Raw genomic sequence first — 20,341 nt, forward strand, 5'->3', positions numbered from 1 at the left:
GGCGGAAGGGTTCCACGCGTACCCATACCGAACACGACCGTTAAGCCTTCCAGCGCCGATGGTACTTGGACCGAAGGGTCCCGGGAGAGTAGGACGTCGCCAAGCGAAAAACCACTGTCGATGTAATCGATGGTGGTTTTTATTTGTTTTCATCGAAGTTTTGATGAAGTGCAGACTTAGAGATTGTCCGACTAATGATATATGCTGCAGCGTGATGTCAGCAGCTTCTCTGTTATATAACATGATCCTAAAATTGACGTAAACAGATGAAGATTTTGTTACCGATACCATGCCAAAAATCAGTATAATAGAATTAGGTATAATCGGTAATGTGTTTACCGATATGCGCAGGCTGTAGGAAATAAGGCCTGATTGGAAGGTTCTCCATTAACCAACCAACTATGAATACTCATCTGGAGACCGGTTATTGTGGGGGAAGGAGGACAATTACATGTTGTGTAAACGTGGTCTGCATGTGGCAGGGATGATCTGTGCGGTTACGATCGTGTTGATCGGATCCGGATGTGGGGCATCCACAAAACCAAGCTGGGAAACCTTTGACGGCGCGGCGAATGTGAAGTCATTCCCGGTTCCGAAGGAAGCGAATAAAACGGAGCAAACCACAGGCAATAGTGACTTGGATTATGTACGGTATGCGCTTCCGGGCTTAAAGGGAGACGATAGCATTCCTGAAGCCTACCTGGAAGAGATTGAGTCGTGGGGATGGAAGCAGAAGGAAGTTGAAGATAACGGTTCTTCGTTAGTATTTGAAAAAGGTAAAAGTATCGTCCACCTATCGGTGCATGACGATTTTCTTATAATCACGGTTCCGGCACAGCTTAAAAAACAAGCCATACAAGGATTGGAAAGCAATAAAGCAAATGAATAAAGACCTCGTTCCGACTTCGGAATGAGGTCTTTATTTAATTTTGAAACGGAAATAGGGTTTATAGCGCTATGTAGTGATGGATGCAGAAACTTCAACATTATTGCAGGTAGTAGGAGATGTCCTGTTCATTCATTTTCAACATGCCATCTTTACGCTGGCCGCTCAGACGCAGCATCGTATAACCGCGCGGGAGAAGGAGCCAAAGATGCCAGAACAGAAGCGTAATGGCAAAAGGCAACGGAGACCAGAAGGCCATGATAGCGCTTAAGACAATCCCCACCCAACAGGTATAGAACTGCACTAAATTAAATACGCGACGGCTGACGTGTTGATCCGGAATATAACCAAGCCAAGGCAACCTCAGACGGAAGCGCCAACGTTTACGGTAGCTTGCTCCCAATAGGACGAGCACGGTATGTCCGACGACATACTGGATCCATAACATAAGCGGAAAGGCGATTAGCAGATAGAGCAGGAAATACGGTGACACCCAAAATGTCCCTGCTGCCGCTGCTAGCCAAGGCAAACTTAAGTAGAGGATGAGCAAGCTTTTGGAAATTTGGATTTTCTTAATTAATCGATAGTGATAAAAGGTGGCTTGACCGTGTGGATCTGCCATTGGGCTATGCCGTCCCCCTTTAAGTAGAAGTGAATTTCGATAGACGAGAAGATTAAGTCTTTTATGTCTTTATCGGACAAAATCATATTTTTATTAAGCTGAAAAAAAGGTACAGACACAAGGCCACCAAGGGGTACATATACATAAAGCGTAGACCGATATCCTATGAAAAGGTTTAAAATAATAGAAACTGTGTCATACTAATAGGAAAAGGATCAAGGTGGGATGGTTATGGAAGAATTGACCGAACACGTGTGTATCATATGCAATCAGACGAAGACAGAGGGAATCACCATTGTCTCGCAATTCGTGTGCGAGGAATGTGAATCCGAAATCGTTCATACCAATGCGGAAGATGCCAAATATCATTTTTTCATTCGTCAATTAAAACAGATTGCCATGCCGAAAAATGCATAGATGCGGGTACACGCGTCAAATGGGCCTGAATGAAAGGCCTTTTTTTGTTTAGAGGGAATTTCCGTGATGGAGACGTAGGCGTAGGTTTCAAATTGCGTTAAAATAGGTTAGAGAATGTAATCCGAAGGGATATGTCGATGACTACACATAGAGAGCGTGCCCCACTTGCAGAAGCTTTAATATGGTATCGAGAACGTGGGGCTTCATCTTTTCATGTACCTGGTCATAAAAATGGCAGGGCATATGCAGAAGAAGGTAACGCTGCGGAGATGCTGCAAGAGGCCATGCGCATTGACGTGACGGAAATTAGCGGAACCGATGATTTATTTCATCCGGAAGGCGTTATTCAGGAAGCACAGGAGCTGGCCGCAGATTGTTTTGGTGCAGAGGAAAGCTTCTTCCTGGTAGGGGGAAGTACAGCCGGCAATTTGGCGCTAATCCTGACGGTTTGCCGTGAACCGGGCGATATCATGCTTGTACAGCGGAACGTACACAAGTCTGTGTTGAACGGATTGTTGTTGGCGGGTGCAAGGGCGGTGTTTCTTCAGCCAGAGATGGACAAGCCAAGCGGATTAGCCATTGCTCCATCTGCGGCTACGCTGTCAGCGGCTCTTGAGGCCTATCCTGAGGCACGAGGGGCGATCGTCACGATGCCGAACTACTACGGGATGGGGAGCGACTTAAGGCCGCTCGCGGAAGCGTGCCATAAGCGCGACATTCCGCTCCTGGTGGACGAAGCGCATGGAGCTCATTACGGACAGCACCCCCAGCTGCCGATGAACGCTTTGTCATGCGGAGCGGATGGTGTGGTTCAATCGACACACAAGATGTTAGCCGCTATGACGATGGGAGCCATGCTGCATGTACAGGGCGGGCTGCTGGACCGAAGCCTGCTGCGTCAGCGGCTGGCCATGGTGCAGAGCTCCAGCCCCTCGTACCCGCTCATGGCTTCGCTGGATCTGGCGCGGCGCCTGCTGCACACGCAGGGCGCAGGCGCCTTCACGGCTGGCCTGGCCGCCGTGGAGACCTTCCGGCGCGGCCTCGCGAAGCTGCCGCGCTTCGGGCTGCTGCAGCCGCCGCAGCCCGGGGGGCACGCCGCGGGCACGGCCGCTGCGGCGTATACCCGCCAGGACCCGTTCAAGGCGGTCATTTATGACCGCACCGGGTCCCTGAGCGGGTATGCACTCCAGCGCGCACTAGAGGCGCGCGGCTGTGTGCCGGAGATGAGCGACGAGTTGCGCGTCGTCTTATTGTTTACGCTGGCATCGACTCGGGAAGACGCGAATCACGTCTTATGGGCTCTTGTGCATATTGTAGAGCAGGGGGAGAAGACAGAAGGGATCGGAACCGGACCAGGCGCTACGGCAGAGAGCACGGAATTACTGATCCGGACATTGCGGGATCAGGGGGATTTCATGAGCTATGAGCCGCGAGTGACCCACGAGAATATGGATTCCAATCATTTCGGTGACGATGCTAAATTGTTAAATGAATCCAGACTAGTGTCCGATGTTTCCACGTGGAACAATTTGTCCGCGGAGATTCCTTATTCGGCCCCAATTCTCTTCACACTCAAGCCGATTGACAGGGAAAGGTTGGAATCGGTGCCGTTAGCGAAGAGCGCTGGGCGAAAGGCGGCGGAGATGGTTATTCCCTACCCGCCAGGCATACCGATCTTATACCCAGGCGAAGACATCACAGCGGAAATGGAACAGAGGCTCCTGGCATTAAGGCATGCAGGGGCGAAATGCCAGGGGATATCAGATCCAACGCTGCAAACCATTGTCGTTTATAAGGAAACGTGAAGGAAGGAACTCCACTCTACGCTGGTATACCGGAGTGTATAACTTAGAGCTCCTCGATCAACAAATGATGAAAGCAGGATACGCTATGAATAATCGCAGACCACTATTTATTACCATCGAAGGAGGAGACGGATCCGGAAAAACAACCATGATGGGCAGACTCGCTGCCTTTATGCAGAACCATTCGATTCCGTATCTGATTACACGTGAGCCCGGCGGCATTGAGATTGCGGAGAAGATCCGCTCCATTATTCTCGATCCGGAGCATACCGCGATGGATGCACGCACCGAAGCATTGTTGTATGCGGCAGCCCGCCGCCAGCATCTTGTGGAGAAGGTGGAGCCGGCTTTGAGCCAGGGCTTGACGGTACTGTGTGACCGGTTCGTGGACAGCAGTCTGGTTTATCAGGGATATGCACGCGGACTGGGCATGGAGGAGGTATGGAACATCAATCAATTTGCGATTGATACCCGTATGCCGGATCTAACGCTGTTGTTTGATGTTGAGCCGAAGATTGGCATGTCCCGGATTACGGCAAATGCAGAACGGGAATTGAATCGGCTGGATATGGAGACCATGGCATTTCACGAGAAAGTTAGGGAAGGCTATCTATTGGTAGCAGAGCGTAATCAGGATCGAATTCGCATTGTGGATGCTTCCAAAACGCCGACTCAGGTGGAAAGAGAAATGATTCGTCACTTGGAAGACGCGATATTAAAGGATTTTTGAGGTTGTTTGTCAAATAAGTACTGTTAAGGACATGCGATGTCCAAATAAACAAGGAGGGTTTACCATGAAATTGATAGTTGCGATTGTCCAGGATAAAGATAGCAACCGTCTCTCCGCCGCATTGGTCAAAGCTAATTTTCGGGCAACAAAGCTTGCAAGTACAGGCGGCTTCCTGAAGGCGGGCAACACCACCTTTATGATCGGGGTAGACGATTCACAGGTTGAAAGTGTGCTCAGTGTCATTCGCACAAGCTGTAAAGTTCGTGAACAGCTGGTCACCCCGGTAACCCCTATGAGTGGTACAACCGATTCCTACTTGCCGCTTCCGGTCGAAGTGCAGGTTGGTGGCGCAACCGTGTTTGTTCTCCCTGTAGAACGATTCGAGCATTTCTAAATTCATTTTCTGGATCTGTGATAGATACGTAACGGATGTTTTTATTGGGATATTTGACGGCTGTGTTCTCCTGTCACCAAAGTCTTCTGAACCACTTCTGTATCATAATAAAAATAGTTACCGTAGATCGCCGCACTCGGGAGATGATCTTAATAGATGGATGATTTCATTGAATTCCGGATAATCGTCCAATTTATCGATAATTGTCAGTAAATCGCTTGACAAGCAATCCATTTCAAGGTACGTTCACGTGAGGCACAGGTTTGTTCGATATGAACGTACCGGATGCCTCCGTTTTATTAGATGCAAGAAATAACGCAATAGGCGGTGGATTCAGGTGAAGATCAATCCGGGCTTTCGGCCCATGAAAAGTGAACTCACGGTGCCGGATGGCAACGCCAGACCGATTCAGAAGCGATCGTTCTCGGATATGATGCAGCAGCAGGGAGAACGTGCGACCCATGAAGAGCTGAGTCGTCAAATGCGTGAAATTGCAATGCAAGGAGATCGATTGGCTAAGGCGATGACCGTTCGAGAGCTCAAAGCGTATAAATTGATGGTTCGCCGATTCCTGGAGGAAACAGTACGTCGCGGTGTAAAAATGAAGGAAACGCGCGGCTGGGACCGCCGGGGACGCGGAAAGCGTTATAATGTAATCGATGAAGTCGATTCTGCGCTGCTCGCCATGGCGGATGAACTGCTGGATACGGAGCAGGGGAGAATTGATCTGCTGAACCGAGTTGGTGAAATTCGGGGCATGCTGATCAATCTTGTATTCTAGCTGCAAAAAGCAAGGAAGCGTATCGTAATTCATGATTGCCCCACATGGAGGAGGATCATGAAGGATTGATAGAAAGTGAGGACTTATGTCTTTTAATGATATCGTAGGTCAAGAGACTGCGAAGCAATTGCTGCAAAATGCCTTGCGCCGTAATGCGGTCAGTCATGCCTATCTGTTTAGCGGCCCTCATGGTGCCGGACAGATGCAGACGGCGCTTACGTTTGCCAAGGCTTTGTTTTGTACGGAACTTGAAGACGATGCCTGCGGTCAATGTTTGGAATGCCGCAAGGTAGAACATGGCAACCATCCCGATCTTACATTGGTTGAGCCGGATGGAGCCAGCATTAAGATCGATCAGATTCGCGATCTTCAGCGTATATTCTCCTATCGATCGGAGAATCGCAATCCTAAGGTTTATATCATTGACCGGGCGGAGAAGATGACCACACAGGCAGCCAACAGCCTGCTGAAATTTCTGGAGGAACCCCAAGCGCCGGCCGTAGCGATTCTGATTGCCGAGAACGGACAGGCTCTTCTGCCCACCATTCAATCGAGATCCCAGCAGGTTCCATTCCGGGCTTTAGATCCGCAGATGATGGAGAAGGTTCTTGTAGGGGAAGGTTATCCTGCCGCACTTGTACGCTGCGCTGTTCACCTTTCATCAGGTCTTGATGAGTGCAGGAAAATATTGAGTGAGAATTGGTTTGCAGAAATTAGAAACGTAGTGTTACAATTAGGGAAGGAGTCTTTGAACCGCAGCGGCTCAGCGATCATCACAGCGAGTCAAAAAGTGTTCAAAACCGAACTCTCAGATCATCTGGACCTATTGTTCAGTATGTTTCATTTATGGTTTAAGGACATGATCCATGTCCAGTATGGAAGGAAAGAGTCTCTCGTTTTCATAGATCAGGCAGAGTATATCTCTGGTCATGCATCAGCCCGCAGCACAGCACAGTGGGTGTCATACATGGATTTGGCCGCAGAGTGTCAGAAGAAGTTACGCTATAATGTCAATGGACAGCTCAGTTTAGAGCAGTTATTGATGGGTTTGGGCGGTAACACTCCGGCGTGAGAAGACCCCCAGGCCCGCAGAATGGCCATTATGTACAGGCACAAGGGGGTTTATTTTTGTACAGTGTAGTAGGTGTCCGCTTCAAGAAGGCGGGCAAAATATATTACTTTGATCCGCTCGACCTGCCCGTGGAGAAGGAACAATCCGTCATTGTGGAAACCGCGAGAGGTATTGAGTATGGTCAAGTTGTGATAGGAAAGAAGGAGGTCGGTGAATCAGACGTTGTCCTTCCGCTCAAGAAGGTCATTCGGATCGCTGGTGATTCTGATGCCCGTGTGGTTGAAGAGAACAAACAAGCGGCTAAGGATGCATTCACCACCTGTTTAAATAAAATTCGGGATCACGAACTGAAAATGAAGCTGGTCGATGTGGAATTTACCTTTGACCGCAACAAAATCATTTTCTACTTCACGGCGGAAGGCCGTGTGGATTTCCGTGAGCTGGTCAAGGATCTGGCCAGTATATTCCGTACAAGAATCGAACTTCGCCAGATTGGAGTTCGCGATGAAGCGAAAATGCTCGGCGGTCTTGGACCTTGCGGACGCGTACTGTGCTGTTCCTCATGGCTTGGTGATTTTGAGCCGGTATCGATCAAGATGGCAAAGGATCAAAGCCTATCGCTCAATCCGACTAAAATTTCCGGGCTATGTGGAAGATTGATGTGCTGCCTGAAGTTTGAGCATGATAATTATGAAAGCGTGAAAGAAGAGCTTCCATCCGCTGGGAAAATGGTCGTTACTTCGCTTGGAGAAGGCAAAGTAGTCGGACTGAATGCGGATAAGCGGACGGTTCATGTTCAGCTGTTTGAAATTGGTAAGGTTAAGGAACTTCCAATGGATGACGTTGTCATCAAATAGTCCAATAGAATGTTTATTTTCGGGGTGTAGACTTGGAGAAGAAAAACATTTTTGTGCTCATTCAAGAGTTGGAAACACAGATGGGACATATACACAGTGAACTGGGTGGACTTAAGCTGGTCATCAAGGAACTGCTGGAAGAGAACCATCGCCTCAGTCTTGAAAATGAACAGCTCCGGAAAATATTAAAGCGGGAAGTCAATCCGGCAGAATTGGAAAACCCAGTGGCTTTACAACCTCAGCCTCATGTGAAGGACGAGGAACATGAAGATGTGGTCGGCGAGGGATATGATAACCTGGCTCGGCTGTATCATGAAGGCTTCCACATCTGCAATGTCTATTACGGACATCTGCGGACGGAAGGGGATTGCCTGTTCTGCTTATCTTTTTTGAATAAATAAGAAGCCGTAGGAGAAACTGCCTACGGTTTTTTTCTAGAATGGAAAGGTTATACTGTAAGGATCGCGATTGAAAAAATACCATACGGCTGCTTGTCATGCAACGTGAAGAGCAGCCTTTTATGTATTTCATTTTATCAGGTACTATGTAGAGAGCCGATACACCAGAAGAGCGTGTTTGGAATTATGGAGATAAAGGGTTGAAACTATGAAATTGAAAGAAGTGTTATTGCAACCATCCGAGCGGATTGATGATCTGCTTACCCATGAGCTTGGCATCATCCAGAGTGAGGAGGTATTCAGCTTTTCCATGGACGCCGTCCTGCTCGCCAGGTTTGCCAGCATTCCGCGCAGGGGCCGTATTTTGGATATGTGCACAGGAAACGGAGTTGTTCCGATCCTGCTGTCAACACGTACAGGAGCGCCGATCGAGGGGATTGAGATTCAGCCCAGACTTGCAGACATGGCCAGACGGAGCGTCGAGATGAATGATCTGCAGGATCAGATCACGATTCATGAGGGAGATCTGCGGGAACTGTACAAGGAAAAAGGGTATGGAGCGTACGACCTGATTACGGTCAACCCGCCTTATATGCCGATGAATGGCAGCGACTTGAAGCTGAATGAGCACCAGGCAATTGCCAGGCATGAAATTCACTGTACGCTTGAGGAAGTAATTGAATCCTGTGCAAGACTGCTTCGCCAAGGCGGGAAGATGAGCATGGTCCACAAGCCCTTGCGGCTGGCAGAAATTATTACCCTGATGAGCAAATACCGGATTGAGCCCAAAGTCATCCGCTTTGTCCATCCGCGCGTGAATATGGAAGCGAACATGGTGCTTATCGAGGGGATTCGGGACGGGAAGCCTGAGGTTCGGCTGAGACCCCCGCTGATTGTGTATGATGAGCAAGGACACTACGGACCGGATTTTATGAAAATTTACTACGGAACACATAAGGATGAGACGAACGAATGAGAAATCTTGTACAGCAAAGTTATGCCGACCAGGGAGAGGGAAGCCCGGGTTCTCTGTATTTGGTGGCAACGCCGATCGGTAATTTGGAGGATATGACCTATCGCGCCGTGCGCATCCTTCAGGAGTGCGATATTATCGCGGCAGAGGATACGAGGCAGTCACGCAAGCTGCTGACCCATTTCGAAATTCCGGCTAAACCGCTGTTTAGTTATCACGAACATAATAAGGCGGCCAGCGGGCCTGAAATCATACGTTATATAATAGAAGGAAAAAATGTGGCACTCGTCAGCGATGCCGGTCTGCCGGCGATTTCGGACCCTGGCAGTGATCTGGTTTCACTTGCGATTGAAGCGGGCATTTCGATCATTCCGATCCCGGGGGCCAATGCCGCTCTTTCCGCTCTAATCGTTTCGGGTTTGCCGACCGAACGGTTTACGTTTATCGGCTTTTTGCCGCGGGAGCGCAAAGATATCGTCCAGCAGCTGCAAGCTTTGCAATCGGCGCAGGGAACGTTATTATTTTATGAATCTCCGCATCGCGTGAAAAAGACCCTGGAGATCTTGCTGGAGGTACTGGGAAATCGGAAGGTGGCCTTGGCTCGCGAACTGACCAAGCGCTACGAGGAATTCTTGCGCGGAAGCATCTCCGAATGTCTGGACTGGCTCACGGAGCATCCGCCGCTGGGAGAATATTGTTTGGTGGTTGAGGCCGGCAGTGCAGAAGAGGAGCTTAAAGAGAAAAATGCCTGGTGGCAGGAGTTTTCGCTCCAGGAGCATGTGGAACATTATGAGCGGGAAGGATTAAGCCGCAAGGATGCCATGAAAAAAACCGCGAGTGATCGCGGTGTATCGAAGCGGGATATTTATAACGCACTCCTGACGGAGTCGTGATCTTGCGTAATTTGGCGCGGGGGGACAACAAATAGCCCCACAAAGTGGGGCCTATGCTTCGATATTTAATCAAATCCTTTACGGGGACCCCGATACATATAAACAAATGTGTTTATAGAATTCGCTGAAAGCTTATAAATTCTTTAGTATCAAAAAAAAAGACCCTCCTGCGGCCGGGTTCATAGCCGAGGAAGGCACCAAGGAGATATGAAAAAGGTTAGAATTAACAAAATGTAATAATGCTATTATATACTAAAAATCTTAATTTGTCACAGGTGCAGGGATTTCCGAGATACATTCATGGCAAACAATTTTACCTTTGAAGTAAGTGACATTCTCAGCGTTACCACAGAAGATGCAGGCAGGCTCATATTTCTTAAGCATGATGCGTTCGCCGTCTACATAAATCTCCAATGCATCTTTCTCACCAATTCCGAGCGTACGGCGTAACTCAATTGGAATGACGACCCGTCCAAGCTCATCGACTTTCCTTACAATTCCTGTTGATTTCATCATAACTTATAAATGCCCCTCTCGCCATAATTTAAAAAAGTCATAATTCGACATAGTTCTAGTTTTTATGTTATTTATAGTACCAACGATTCCCAAAACAGTCAACCTATATTTTTGAAAAATCGGAACCTATTTACGAAAGTATAGTGAACAAAACCCTTGTATAGCAACGTAATTACCATAATCGAACCAATTTTTGCTGCGATTTTCTATTTGTCGATTTGGAAAGCGTAATTTTATCTTATTCGACATCGTTCGACATTAGATGTCAAAAGAAGTGTTTGTCGGCAAAACCCAAATCAAAACGATAAGGAGTTGAGATGGAATGCATTCACCAATTTCGGAAGAAAAAGTGTTTAAGGATCCCGTCCATAATTATATTCATGTGCAAGACGATATCATATGGCGATTAATCGATACCCCGGAATTCCAGCGGCTCCGCCGGGTGAGACAGCTTGGGACTTCATTTCTGACCTTTCACGGGGCCGAACACAGCCGATTCTCCCATTCACTGGGAGTCTATGAAATTACGAGAAGAATCATCTCTCAATTCGAACGGAGAGGGTACTCCGATTGGCCTGCCGAGGAAAGGCAAGTTGCCCTCTGCGCGGCCCTGCTGCATGATTTGGGGCATGGGCCCTTTTCTCATTCTATAGAAGAAGCTTTTCATATGAATCACGAGGATTGGACATGCCGGATCCTGCTTGGAGATACTTGCGTCAATCAGGTACTCCGGGAGCTTGGAGCGGATTTCCCCGAGAAAGTGGCTTCGGTTATTAACAAAACCTACGACAAGCCGATTGTGATAAACCTGGTCACTAGTCCGCTGGATGCAGACCGGATGGATTATTTGTTAAGGGACGCCTATTATACGGGAGTCAATTACGGAACGATTGATATTGACCGGATCTTGCGGATGCTGCGGCCGTATCGGGATCGGGTCGTCGTGAAGGAATCGGGTATGCATGCCGTAGAGGATTACCTGATGTCAAGGTATCAGATGTACTGGCAGGTGTATTTTCATCCCGTCACCCGAAGCTCCGAAATCATCCTGCGCCAAATCTTCCGCCGGGCCAAGGAACTGCATGACCGTGGATATGGTTTCCGGTTCATGATCGAACCGCTTCCTGCGTTGTTTTCGGGGGATATCGGGGTGAATCAATATCTGCGCCTTGATGAAGCTCTGATCCAAACGGCCTTTCTGCAATGGACGGAGGAGGAAGATCCTCTTCTTAGCGAATTATGCGGCCGTTTCATGCACCGAAAGCTCTACAAATATGTAGAAATCGACAACATCGATCTGGAGACCATCGACGGGATACGCCACGCATTCAGTGCCGTGGGATTGCATCCGGAATATGACCTGGAGATTGATTTTCCAACGGATCTTCCTTATGATAAGGTTCATTCCGATATGCCGCTTAACGAGAAGCAAATCCTGCTTCTGGATCGGCATGATGAGCTGAAGGAAATCTCGGAGGTATCCGATATTGTACGCTCGATCAGCGGCATTCATAAAGGACGGTACCATCTTTATTATCCGGAGGAGAAGGTAAGTCCGCTACTGGCTCAAATGCCGGAGAAGATAGCCAGTGTTTTCAAACAACAACATTAACCTAGGTGGAATACAGAAACGTTGGGTTTATTTGCAATTTACCCAGCTAATGGAAGATATACGACACAGAAACGACAGGAAGGAGAGTGTGGATTTTATGTTGTTCGACACGCACACTCATATGGATGCTCCCCAATTCGACGAAGACCGGGAAGAGGCAATCCAGCGGGCGCTCGAAGCCGGCGTGACCCGGATGATCAATATTGGATTTAACCGGGAGACGATTCCGACTACGATGAAGCTGGCAGAAACTTATGATTTTATATATGCAGCGGTAGGCTGGCATCCTGTAGACGCCATTACCATGGAGGATCATGACCTGGATTGGATCGCCTCTTTGTGCAGTCACGAGAAAGTGGTGGCTATAGGAGAGATCGGTTTGGACTATTATTGGGATACGTCTCCGAAAGAAGTTCAGCACCGAGTGCTTCGGCGCCAGATCGGACTGGCCCGGGAATTGAACATGCCGATTGTCATTCATAATCGGGATGCGCATGAAGATATCGTGAGAATTTTGCGCGAGGAAAAAGCCTCCGAGGTGGGCGGTGTCATGCATTCCTTCTCCGGAAGCTGGGAAACGGCCAAAATATGTCTCGATATGGGATTCCATATTTCGTTTGGCGGGCCGATTACCTTCAAAAATGCAAAGCAGCCCAAAGAGGTTTTGGCGCAGGTTCCGCTTGACCGATTATTGATCGAAACGGACTCCCCTTACCTAACACCTCATCCCTTCCGCGGGAAACGAAATGAGACTGCTTATGTAAAATTGGTGGCGGAGGCGGCAGCCGAAATTAGAGGGTTGTCCTATGAGGAATTGGCCCAAATTACCACCCAAAATGCGCTGGAACGATTTGGTATTTAACGAAAACGAGAGCAAAAGCAATGAAAAAGGGAGCATTTTCGATTAATTAAAGTTTTTTAATCAGAAAAGGCGTTGATATTACAATATTTTAACCTTTTACATGAGAAAATGTGGTTGAATGTTGCTTTACAACCTGCATACAAACAGGATATCATCTTTTCAGTGATAAGAAGCTGCGATGTGCAGATCGCGGCCGAATATTTCATGAACCGTCTCGCTTAATCTCCGAAATTCTGGGGAACGGGGGAACCGATACCGCCGTGCATACTGGTCTGAATGCGCGCAGCTGTATTTGATTTCTTTTTCGGGTCTTTGGGGTGAATTTGAAGGATCTCGCCATGAGCGGGTATCCGGATCTAGGGCGTCTCTCTTACGTCCGAACCCGACAGCTAACTCCGTAAGCGAAATAAGAGGGGAATTCTCGTGCATACCATTTCCATGATTCTAATCATCAGGAAGCCACGTTAGAGCCTCTAGTACTCTTTCAATGGCTTTCTTTTATTTTTGAATAATGGAGAGGGGATCATCATACTCTTGGTAAACAAGGGGTGGTGGTACATGGACGGAAAGACGGGAATTGACGCAGGGTGTAGATAGATAGCAGGGCGCCTTGTGAGAAAAATTGCTATAGTCACGTCAAATGCATTCATGCGTTTACCTAGACGGCGGGACTATGAAGGAGGATGGAATAGTGGGCATTTTTCAACCTGAAGAAACCCATGAATCACAATCATCCAGCATGTCTTACGCATTGAGATGGAAGCATGACAATTTGCGTCAACTGATGTTGCTCGGTGCCATGGGTGCCGTTACGGTATCACTTCTCATATCGTTGGTCGTACATGATCAGGCAGGCAAGGAGGTTCAGCTTGTCGTCGATGGTCGTGTCACCACAGTAGAAACACGTGGATCATTGCTGCAGGAATTGCTGGATGAGCAAGCGATCACGTTGAGTCCCCAGGATCAGATTTCGATGCCTTTAAACGGCGCGATCCAGGATGGAGACCGGATCATCATTGACCGGGCAATTCCAGTCAAAGTTACAGTAGGCAGCACAACCAAAACCATATTTACATCCCAGGATACGGTTGATCATGTACTTAAAGAGGCTGGTATTACGATCCAGGGTGAAGATATAGTACAACCGGCACAGAACACGAAGCTGACCAGCAATATGATTATCGATGTCGTTCGCGTCACGAAACAAAAAGTTAAGGAGACGGAGGATCGCAATTTTCGCGTGATCAAAACAGCCGACCCATCGCTTGAGAGAGGGGATAACCGCGTTATTCAGCGGGGCGAGCCTGGTCTCATGGTGAACCATTATGAGAAGGTCTACCACAATGGCAAGCTGGTTTCCAAGACGAAGGTCTCCCAAGAGATTGAACGCAGAACGAAGGATAAAATCATTGCCGTTGGCACGAAAAAAGTGGAGAAGCCTGTCATCGTCCAGGCGGCAGCCACCGATGTAAAGGCTAAACCGGCTAAATTGTCCGGCACGAAAAAAGTAACGACCGCCAAGGCTGTCGAAAACAACGTGGTTTCTCGGGCAGGCGTTGATTTTAAATACAGCAAGGTATTGAACAACGTGTCGATGACGGCGTATTCCGCTGAGCAGCAGGGAATCGGCACACGCACGGCATCCGGCACACGCGTTACAGAAGGACGCACCATCGCCGTTGATCCTAACATCATCCCGATCGGCTGGTGGGTCTATATCGAAGGCATTGGCTTCCGTCGTGCAGAAGATACGGGCGGTGCCATCAAAGGCAACAAAATCGATGTTTATTATGATTCACTGAAATCGGCCATAAATTTCGGCCGGAAGAGCGGCCGCACCGTTTACGTGATCGGTCCGGTTAAACCTGAATTGAACTAGACGCATGAATTCCAATTTACAATACCATTCTAATGCTATACTATTTAGCTTATAATATATAATGATGAAGAAGAGGGAATATTTCCTCTTCTTTTGTTTTGTTAAGAACGGAGTATATAGGGCTAAGATGGTAGAACCTAGAGGTTGTACAAGCCTGTTTTCTTGGGAAGGAAGAGAACAAACGCATGATTAAAGAAGTGATTGTTGTGGAAGGCAGAGACGATACCGTTGCCATTAAAAGGGCCGTAGAAGCGGATACGATTGAAACGGGCGGCTCAGCGATCAATAAACAAATCCTGAAACGCATAGCGCTTGCTCAGGAGCGCAGAGGCGTTATTATATTAACCGATCCTGACCATGCAGGGGAGCGGATCCGCAAAATTGTGGATCAGGGTGTCCCTGGCTGCAAGCATGCCTTTATTCCGGAAGCGGATGCTACCCGCAAAGGGGATATCGGCGTAGAGAATGCCTCGCCGGAAGCGATACGGCGTGCGCTGGAGCGGGTCCATACCTCCTTTGAGGGCGGAGAGAGCCTGATCAGTCTGGAGGACATGCTGGAGGCAGGATTATCAGCCCATCCGGAGGCGGCTGCAAGGCGTATGACGATGGGAAACCTGCTCGGGATCGGATATTGCAACAGCAAGCAATTCCATAAACGATTGGCCATGTTTCAAATATCGCGGGAAGAATTTCTGGCCGCACTTGCACAGCTGGAAGAAGGGGGCGTAAGCCAATGAATCGGATCGAGGATATATCAACACCAAGACGGACGAAGGAGATCATCACGCGGCATGGATTCTCCTTCAAGAAGAGTCTGGGTCAAAACTTTCTCATCGATCAGAATATATTGTATAAAATCGTGGAGGCTGCAGGACTGGATGAAGATAAGGGAGCGCTTGAGATCGGTCCTGGGATCGGTGCGTTAACCGAGAAGCTGGCACAGACGGCAGGAACCGTCACCGCGGTCGAAATTGATCAGCGCCTGATTCCCATCCTGCTGGAGGTGCTGGAGCCCTATGAGAATGTGAAGGTGCATCATGGGGATGTCCTGAAGGTGGATCTTCATGAACTGTTCCGTCAGGATTTTGCGGGCGTATCGAAGGTAAGTGTGGTTGCGAATCTGCCATATTATGTGACGACGCCGATTCTCATGAAGCTGCTGGAGGAGAAGCTGCCGCTGGAGAACATCGTGGTGATGATTCAGAAAGAAGTGGCAGAGCGGATGGCGGCCGCACCGGGAAGCAAGGATTACGGCAGCCTTAGCATTGCCGTTCAATATTACAGTGAGCCTAAGCTGGTCTGTATTGTGCCGCATACGGTGTTTATCCCGCAGCCGAATGTCGCTTCGGCCGTTATTCGCTTGGCGGTCCGGGAACAGCCTCCTGTCCACGTAGAAGATGAAAGCTTCTTCTTCGAGGTGGTCCAGGCCTCTTTCGCACAGCGGAGGAAGACGATTGCCAACAATCTGAAGAGCCGGTTCTTTCCGGGAGAAGGCCGTGAACGGCTGGAGCAGCTGCTGCAGGAGGCGGGCATCGAGCCTTCACGGCGCGGTGAGACCCTTAGTATTGAAGAGTATGCCCGGCTCAGCAACATATTGTACAACGCGGATATTCGCTAATACAGCCATTAGAGCGCCCATAGACCCGAGGAGGGTCTCGACGCGATAAATTGATGTTTCCAAGAACCAATAGTCACAGTGGCCCATACCATAGGGTAGGGGTGATGTTGTGATGAACTTGGGAGACTTGGTCGTTCGTAAATCCTACGGCGGCGATGTAACGTTCCGGGTAGAAGGCATGCGGCAAAATAACAATATCGTCATCAAAGGGACGGAATTCCGGTTACTGGCCGATGCTCCCGTTGATGATCTGGTCACGGTCCCGCATCCCACCTTAAGCGAACGAACAAAGCAGGCACAGATCAAAGCCAATGAGTCGCTCGACCGCCTGCAGAAGCACAGACAGGAGCAGAGCGAGCGTCAACTGGCCAGCCTGCGCAATATCGAAGGCGGTCAGCTTGCGGATAAAGGATATTTTGACGTGCCGGGCAAAGTGCTGCATTTGGATGGGGATCCCCAATACCTGAAGAAGAGTTTGACCTTGTACAATCAGCTTCGGGTCCCAGCGGAAGGCCATTATATCAATGAGTCGGGGATGGCCGATTCATTATATCGTCTTCTTCCGCGGGTAAGACCTGATATCGTGGTCATTACAGGTCATGATGGAGTTCTGAAGAGACGACAGCCATACGATTTATATAGCCTGGACAGCTATAAGAATTCACACAACTTTGTCACGGCCATTCAGGTAGCACGTCAATATGAGCGGAATCTGGATTCCCTGGTCATTGTGGCCGGGGCGTGTCAATCGCATTTTGAAGCGCTGCTGCAGGCAGGAGCCAATTTTGCCAGCTCGCCGGGGCGGATCCTCATTCATGCGCTGGATCCCGTCTACGTTGCCGCCAAGGCAGCCTATACGTCGGTCAGGGATACCGTGAACATTCATGATGTCGTTCATCATACGATCAGCGGCAGCCAGGGCGTGGGCGGAATCGAGACGAGAGGCAGCTACCGGATCGGTCTGCCCAAGCTGCAGGATTTGTCCACATTGAAGGTTACGCCTTCGGTCAGTTAGGCTCATACTGTGTTCTGAAAGACGCTTATCGGCCGTTGAAGAAAGACTCGAGAAGAACCCCACAAGCTGGGGTTTTTTATTTTTTGTTTCAATTCTTTAAGAAAGTGTCAAAAAAATACATAAAGCTTGTCAATTTAGCACATATTAAAGCAAATGCACACGAGAAATACAGGGTCAAAAAAAATACGTTGACAATATATTTTTGATGCTGATATAATTAATGTTTTTGAATTGACAAATGACTGAATCTTTTGTATAATGGACAAGGAAAGAGGTGGTCGTCGACAATGGCTAAAAACGCGCTGTTGGAAATCAAACGCAGTCTCGATGCCCATTTAGGGCAAAAAATTACGCTTCGGGCTAACGGTGGCCGTCGGAAGACCGTCGAGCGTACTGGTGTTTTGGAAGAAACGTACCCTTCTGTTTTCATTGTGAAGCTGGATCAAGACCAGCAAACTTTTAAACGTGTGTCCTACAGTTATGCCGATATTCTGACCGAAACCGTGGAAATCATGGTAACCGGTGATGACAACGAGATGCGAATCACCTATATCAAGTCATAACGATATGTCATGAGAGAGCAGTCTCCACTTACAGGGAGGCTGTTTTTTGTTGCCATCGAACCGGGGAGAATGACAAGCGGAAGTTGAACACATACTAAGGCTGCGCGAAGCCTTCTTTATCCGTTCCATATGCGGTGATGGAGGTTAAGCTTGCAGGGGATCGTAAAAGGTCACTGCATCGCGCCGGATGCTGTTCATGCCATACTCAATACATTTTCCAAGGAGGCGGGATTGATGAGCAGGAGAAGACGAAGCATTATGTCCGATCAATTGAAGACCGAATTGGCTAAGGAATTGGGATTCTACGATACCGTGGAAAAAGAAGGCTGGGGAGGCATTAAGGCCAAGGATGCCGGCAACATGGTAAAACGGGCGATTGAGCTCGCCGAGCGGGCAGCCCGCAAATCCGATCTGTAAGAGAAAGACCATAACGCGGCAGGGGCTTCCGGTTAAGCGGAAGCCCCTGTTTGTTTACCTCCATCAAACGGTCCCATGACTTCAAAGCCTGAGTTTGTTAATATAGAGGCATTAGATGTTTTTCCTCGAATATGTTAAGTTCAAGCATATGGGAAAAGCTAAGGATAGGTGAACGTTCTTGAAAATATACGAAAAAGCACCGGCCAAAATCAATTTGATGCTGGATGTACTTCATAAACGTCCTGACGGCTTTCATGAGGTAGAGATGGCCATGACGATGATCGACCTCGCCGATCGGCTCGAAATGTCCGAACAGAAGCGGGACACCATCATCATCACCTCACAGGCAGGGTACATACCGCTGGACGAGAAGAATTTGGCCTTTCAGGCAGCAAGACTAATTAAAGAGCGCTACGACGTGAAACAGGGTGTACATATTCACCTGGACAAAAAAATTCCCGTTGCCGCTGGGCTGGCAGGAGGCAGCAGTGATGCAGCGGCAACGCTGCGCGGCTTGAACCGCCTCTGGGGACTGGGTATCCCCCAGGAGGAGCTGCTCGCGCTGGGCGCAGAGCTCGGCTCGGATGTGCCGTTCTGCGTAACGGGCGGCACCGCACTGGCGACAGGGCGCGGCGAGGTACTCACGCCGATCCCGAACCCGCCGCAGTGCTGGGTGATCGTGGCGAAGCCGCCGATCAACGTGTCGACGGCGGAAGTGTACGGCCGTTTGCGCAGCGATCAGATTCAGCGCCATCCATCGGCAGAGCGCATGGTAGAGGCGCTTACGCAAGGCAGCTTCCAGCAGATGTGCCAATCGCTGGGTAACGTTCTGGAGGAGGTTACCTTGAAGATGCACCCGGAAGTTCAGCAGCTGAAGGAAGGAATGCTGAAATTGGGAGCTGACGGCGCGCTCATGTCCGGAAGCGGTCCTACGGTCTTCGGCATGGTCTCCAAGGAATCCAAGGTAGCCCGGATTTACAATGGCCTGCGGGGGTTCTGCAAGGAAGTGTATGCCGTTCGCCTGCTGACTTAGAAACGGTTATGTTTGACAATTCGGGGTCGAATTTCAAACAAAGTTGTATAAATACGTACAAAGGTGTTATATTTAACATATAATATTCGGATTTAGCGAGGAACCCTAGGTGAAAAAATTAAAACGAAGCGAACGATTGGTCGATATGACCCAATATTTACTATCTAAACCGCATACGCTGATTCCGCTGACGACGTTCGCCGAGCGATATGGAGCAGCCAAGTCATCCATCAGTGAGGATTTGGCGATTATTAAGGACGTGTTCGAGAGCGAGGGACTCGGAGAACTTCAGACCCTGGCCGGCGCAGCGGGAGGAGTCAGATACATTCCGAAGCTGCGCAAAGATCATGCCCTACGGTTTGCGGAGGAGCTGTGCCAGCAGCTCCAGCAATCGGATCGGATTTTGCCGGGCGGATATTTGTACATGTCTGATCTGCTTGGACAACCTTCGCTGATGAACGAGGCGGGCAAGATCATTGCCACGGCGTTCGCCGACCGGGATATCGATGTGGTCATGACCGTGGAAACCAAAGGGATTCCGTTGGCCTATGCGACAGCGGCTCAACTGAACCTGCCGGTCGTACTAGTTCGCCGGGACCATCAAGTGACCGAAGGGTCGGCCGTAAGCATCAATTATGTGTCGGGCTCGCACAAGAGCATCCATACCATGTCATTATCCCGCCGGGCGCTCAAGGAACGCTCCCGCGTGCTGATCGTGGATGATTTTATGAAGGCAGGCGGGACCATTCAGGGAATGGTTGATCTGCTGGGTGAATTTAATGCTGAAGTCGCAGGTGTCGGTGTGCTGGTAGAGTCGGGAGCGGTGGAAACCGAGGAAAGACTTCTGGAGGACTATATTTCACTGGCCATCTTAAGCGATGTGGACTCCAAAACGAAGAGAATTACCGTCAACCCTGGTAATTATTTCGAAAAATAGAGTTGCGATATTTGTCGATATAATAGCGTTTTCATTCGAATTAGCCCGAAGTCTGTCGAAA

At 49.0% G+C, this 20,341-nt stretch carries 23 protein-coding genes, 1 rRNA gene and 1 riboswitch; of the genes, 22 read left to right on the plus strand and 2 right to left on the minus strand.

The window, feature by feature from the left end:
- Positions 1 to 105 (plus strand): 5S ribosomal RNA (rrf, locus tag M4D81_RS31315); the annotation flags it as partial.
- 346 nt (positions 106 to 451) lie between these two features.
- Entirely contained in the window at positions 452 to 889 is a 438-nt protein-coding gene (locus M4D81_RS31320) for a hypothetical protein (RefSeq protein WP_071221103.1), read from the plus strand.
- 97 nt (positions 890 to 986) lie between these two features.
- On the opposite strand, the gene M4D81_RS31325 is transcribed toward M4D81_RS31320, so the two are convergent.
- On the minus strand, positions 987 to 1,508 hold the full coding sequence (locus tag M4D81_RS31325; RefSeq protein ID WP_071221102.1) for a hypothetical protein: 522 nt from the start codon (positions 1,506 to 1,508) through the stop codon (positions 987 to 989).
- A 231-nt stretch (positions 1,509 to 1,739) separates the two neighbouring features.
- Here M4D81_RS31325 and M4D81_RS31330 point away from each other — a divergent pair, with 231 nt between their 5' ends.
- From M4D81_RS31330 to rsmI, 10 genes are all read left to right on the plus strand, one after another.
- A complete protein-coding gene (locus M4D81_RS31330; RefSeq protein ID WP_260069284.1) occupies positions 1,740 to 1,925 on the plus strand; it encodes a sigma factor G inhibitor Gin in 186 nt (61 codons plus the stop codon).
- Positions 1,926 to 2,062: 137 nt separating this feature from the next.
- On the plus strand, positions 2,063 to 3,730 hold the full coding sequence (locus tag M4D81_RS31335; RefSeq protein ID WP_260069285.1) for an aminotransferase class I/II-fold pyridoxal phosphate-dependent enzyme: 1,668 nt from the start codon (positions 2,063 to 2,065) through the stop codon (positions 3,728 to 3,730).
- Positions 3,731 to 3,815: 85 nt separating this feature from the next.
- Positions 3,816 to 4,460, plus strand: a complete 645-nt coding sequence (tmk, locus tag M4D81_RS31340; RefSeq protein ID WP_071221099.1) for a dTMP kinase — start codon at positions 3,816 to 3,818, stop codon at positions 4,458 to 4,460.
- A gap of 64 nt (positions 4,461 to 4,524) precedes the next feature.
- A complete protein-coding gene (locus M4D81_RS31345) occupies positions 4,525 to 4,854 on the plus strand; it encodes a cyclic-di-AMP receptor (RefSeq protein ID WP_006207400.1) in 330 nt (109 codons plus the stop codon).
- A gap of 337 nt (positions 4,855 to 5,191) precedes the next feature.
- Positions 5,192 to 5,635 carry a YaaR family protein gene (locus M4D81_RS31350; RefSeq protein ID WP_071221098.1) on the plus strand — a complete coding sequence of 148 codons (444 nt, stop codon included), beginning with the start codon at positions 5,192 to 5,194 and terminating at the stop codon, positions 5,633 to 5,635.
- A gap of 85 nt (positions 5,636 to 5,720) precedes the next feature.
- Positions 5,721 to 6,707 (plus strand): DNA polymerase III subunit delta', encoded by a 987-nt coding sequence (holB, locus tag M4D81_RS31355; RefSeq protein ID WP_260069286.1) that lies wholly within the window; start codon positions 5,721 to 5,723, stop codon positions 6,705 to 6,707.
- A gap of 56 nt (positions 6,708 to 6,763) precedes the next feature.
- The gene (locus M4D81_RS31360; protein ID WP_071221096.1) at positions 6,764 to 7,564 is read left to right on the plus strand and encodes a PSP1 domain-containing protein; all 801 of its coding nucleotides are present in this window, start codon (positions 6,764 to 6,766) and stop codon (positions 7,562 to 7,564) included.
- Positions 7,565 to 7,596: 32 nt separating this feature from the next.
- On the plus strand, positions 7,597 to 7,965 hold the full coding sequence (gene yabA, locus M4D81_RS31365; protein ID WP_009591928.1) for a DNA replication initiation control protein YabA: 369 nt from the start codon (positions 7,597 to 7,599) through the stop codon (positions 7,963 to 7,965).
- A 205-nt stretch (positions 7,966 to 8,170) separates the two neighbouring features.
- On the plus strand, positions 8,171 to 8,938 hold the full coding sequence (locus tag M4D81_RS31370) for a tRNA1(Val) (adenine(37)-N6)-methyltransferase (protein ID WP_260069287.1): 768 nt from the start codon (positions 8,171 to 8,173) through the stop codon (positions 8,936 to 8,938).
- Complete coding sequence (gene rsmI, locus M4D81_RS31375; protein ID WP_260069288.1) at positions 8,935 to 9,828, plus strand: 16S rRNA (cytidine(1402)-2'-O)-methyltransferase; 894 nt, start codon at positions 8,935 to 8,937, stop codon at positions 9,826 to 9,828. Before M4D81_RS31370 ends, rsmI begins: the two co-directional genes overlap by 4 nt.
- A 261-nt stretch (positions 9,829 to 10,089) precedes the next feature.
- Here rsmI and M4D81_RS31380 read toward each other — a convergent pair whose 3' ends face one another.
- On the minus strand, positions 10,090 to 10,344 hold the full coding sequence (locus M4D81_RS31380) for an AbrB/MazE/SpoVT family DNA-binding domain-containing protein (protein WP_047914173.1): 255 nt from the start codon (positions 10,342 to 10,344) through the stop codon (positions 10,090 to 10,092).
- 322 nt (positions 10,345 to 10,666) lie between these two features.
- Here M4D81_RS31380 and M4D81_RS31385 point away from each other — a divergent pair, with 322 nt between their 5' ends.
- The 10 genes from M4D81_RS31385 to purR all read left to right on the plus strand — a co-directional run bounded on the left by M4D81_RS31385 (position 10,667) and on the right by purR (position 20,280).
- The gene (locus tag M4D81_RS31385) at positions 10,667 to 11,956 is read left to right on the plus strand and encodes an HD domain-containing protein (protein ID WP_260069289.1); all 1,290 of its coding nucleotides are present in this window, start codon (positions 10,667 to 10,669) and stop codon (positions 11,954 to 11,956) included.
- Between the two features lie 97 nt (positions 11,957 to 12,053).
- On the plus strand, positions 12,054 to 12,818 hold the full coding sequence (locus tag M4D81_RS31390) for a TatD family hydrolase (RefSeq protein WP_260069290.1): 765 nt from the start codon (positions 12,054 to 12,056) through the stop codon (positions 12,816 to 12,818).
- A 205-nt stretch (positions 12,819 to 13,023) separates the two neighbouring features.
- Positions 13,024 to 13,238: riboswitch (cyclic di-AMP (ydaO/yuaA leader) on the plus strand.
- Between the two features lie 271 nt (positions 13,239 to 13,509).
- Positions 13,510 to 14,697: a resuscitation-promoting factor gene (locus M4D81_RS31395; RefSeq protein ID WP_260069291.1), complete on the plus strand. Its 1,188-nt coding sequence runs from the start codon at positions 13,510 to 13,512 to the stop codon at positions 14,695 to 14,697.
- Positions 14,698 to 14,882: 185 nt separating this feature from the next.
- Entirely contained in the window at positions 14,883 to 15,434 is a 552-nt protein-coding gene (gene rnmV / locus M4D81_RS31400) for a ribonuclease M5 (protein WP_098741214.1), read from the plus strand.
- Positions 15,431 to 16,315, plus strand: coding sequence for a 16S rRNA (adenine(1518)-N(6)/adenine(1519)-N(6))-dimethyltransferase RsmA (gene rsmA, locus M4D81_RS31405; RefSeq protein WP_260069292.1), 885 nt, complete (start codon positions 15,431 to 15,433; stop codon positions 16,313 to 16,315). The genes rnmV and rsmA overlap by 4 nt, the downstream gene beginning before the upstream one ends.
- A 112-nt stretch (positions 16,316 to 16,427) precedes the next feature.
- The gene (yabG, locus tag M4D81_RS31410) at positions 16,428 to 17,330 is read left to right on the plus strand and encodes a sporulation peptidase YabG (protein ID WP_071221088.1); all 903 of its coding nucleotides are present in this window, start codon (positions 16,428 to 16,430) and stop codon (positions 17,328 to 17,330) included.
- Between the two features lie 287 nt (positions 17,331 to 17,617).
- The gene (gene veg / locus M4D81_RS31415; protein WP_006207415.1) at positions 17,618 to 17,893 is read left to right on the plus strand and encodes a biofilm formation stimulator Veg; all 276 of its coding nucleotides are present in this window, start codon (positions 17,618 to 17,620) and stop codon (positions 17,891 to 17,893) included.
- A gap of 234 nt (positions 17,894 to 18,127) precedes the next feature.
- The gene (locus M4D81_RS31420; RefSeq protein ID WP_009591920.1) at positions 18,128 to 18,310 is read left to right on the plus strand and encodes a small, acid-soluble spore protein, alpha/beta type; all 183 of its coding nucleotides are present in this window, start codon (positions 18,128 to 18,130) and stop codon (positions 18,308 to 18,310) included.
- A gap of 178 nt (positions 18,311 to 18,488) precedes the next feature.
- The gene (gene ispE, locus M4D81_RS31425) at positions 18,489 to 19,343 is read left to right on the plus strand and encodes a 4-(cytidine 5'-diphospho)-2-C-methyl-D-erythritol kinase (RefSeq protein WP_260069293.1); all 855 of its coding nucleotides are present in this window, start codon (positions 18,489 to 18,491) and stop codon (positions 19,341 to 19,343) included.
- A 109-nt stretch (positions 19,344 to 19,452) separates the two neighbouring features.
- The gene (gene purR, locus M4D81_RS31430) at positions 19,453 to 20,280 is read left to right on the plus strand and encodes a pur operon repressor (RefSeq protein ID WP_071221086.1); all 828 of its coding nucleotides are present in this window, start codon (positions 19,453 to 19,455) and stop codon (positions 20,278 to 20,280) included.
- The last annotated feature ends 61 nt before the right edge of the window (positions 20,281 to 20,341 follow it).

It is taken from the genome of Paenibacillus sp. p3-SID867, from assembly GCF_025142895.1.
Taxonomy (GTDB): Bacteria; Bacillota; Bacilli; order Paenibacillales; family Paenibacillaceae; genus Paenibacillus_AQ.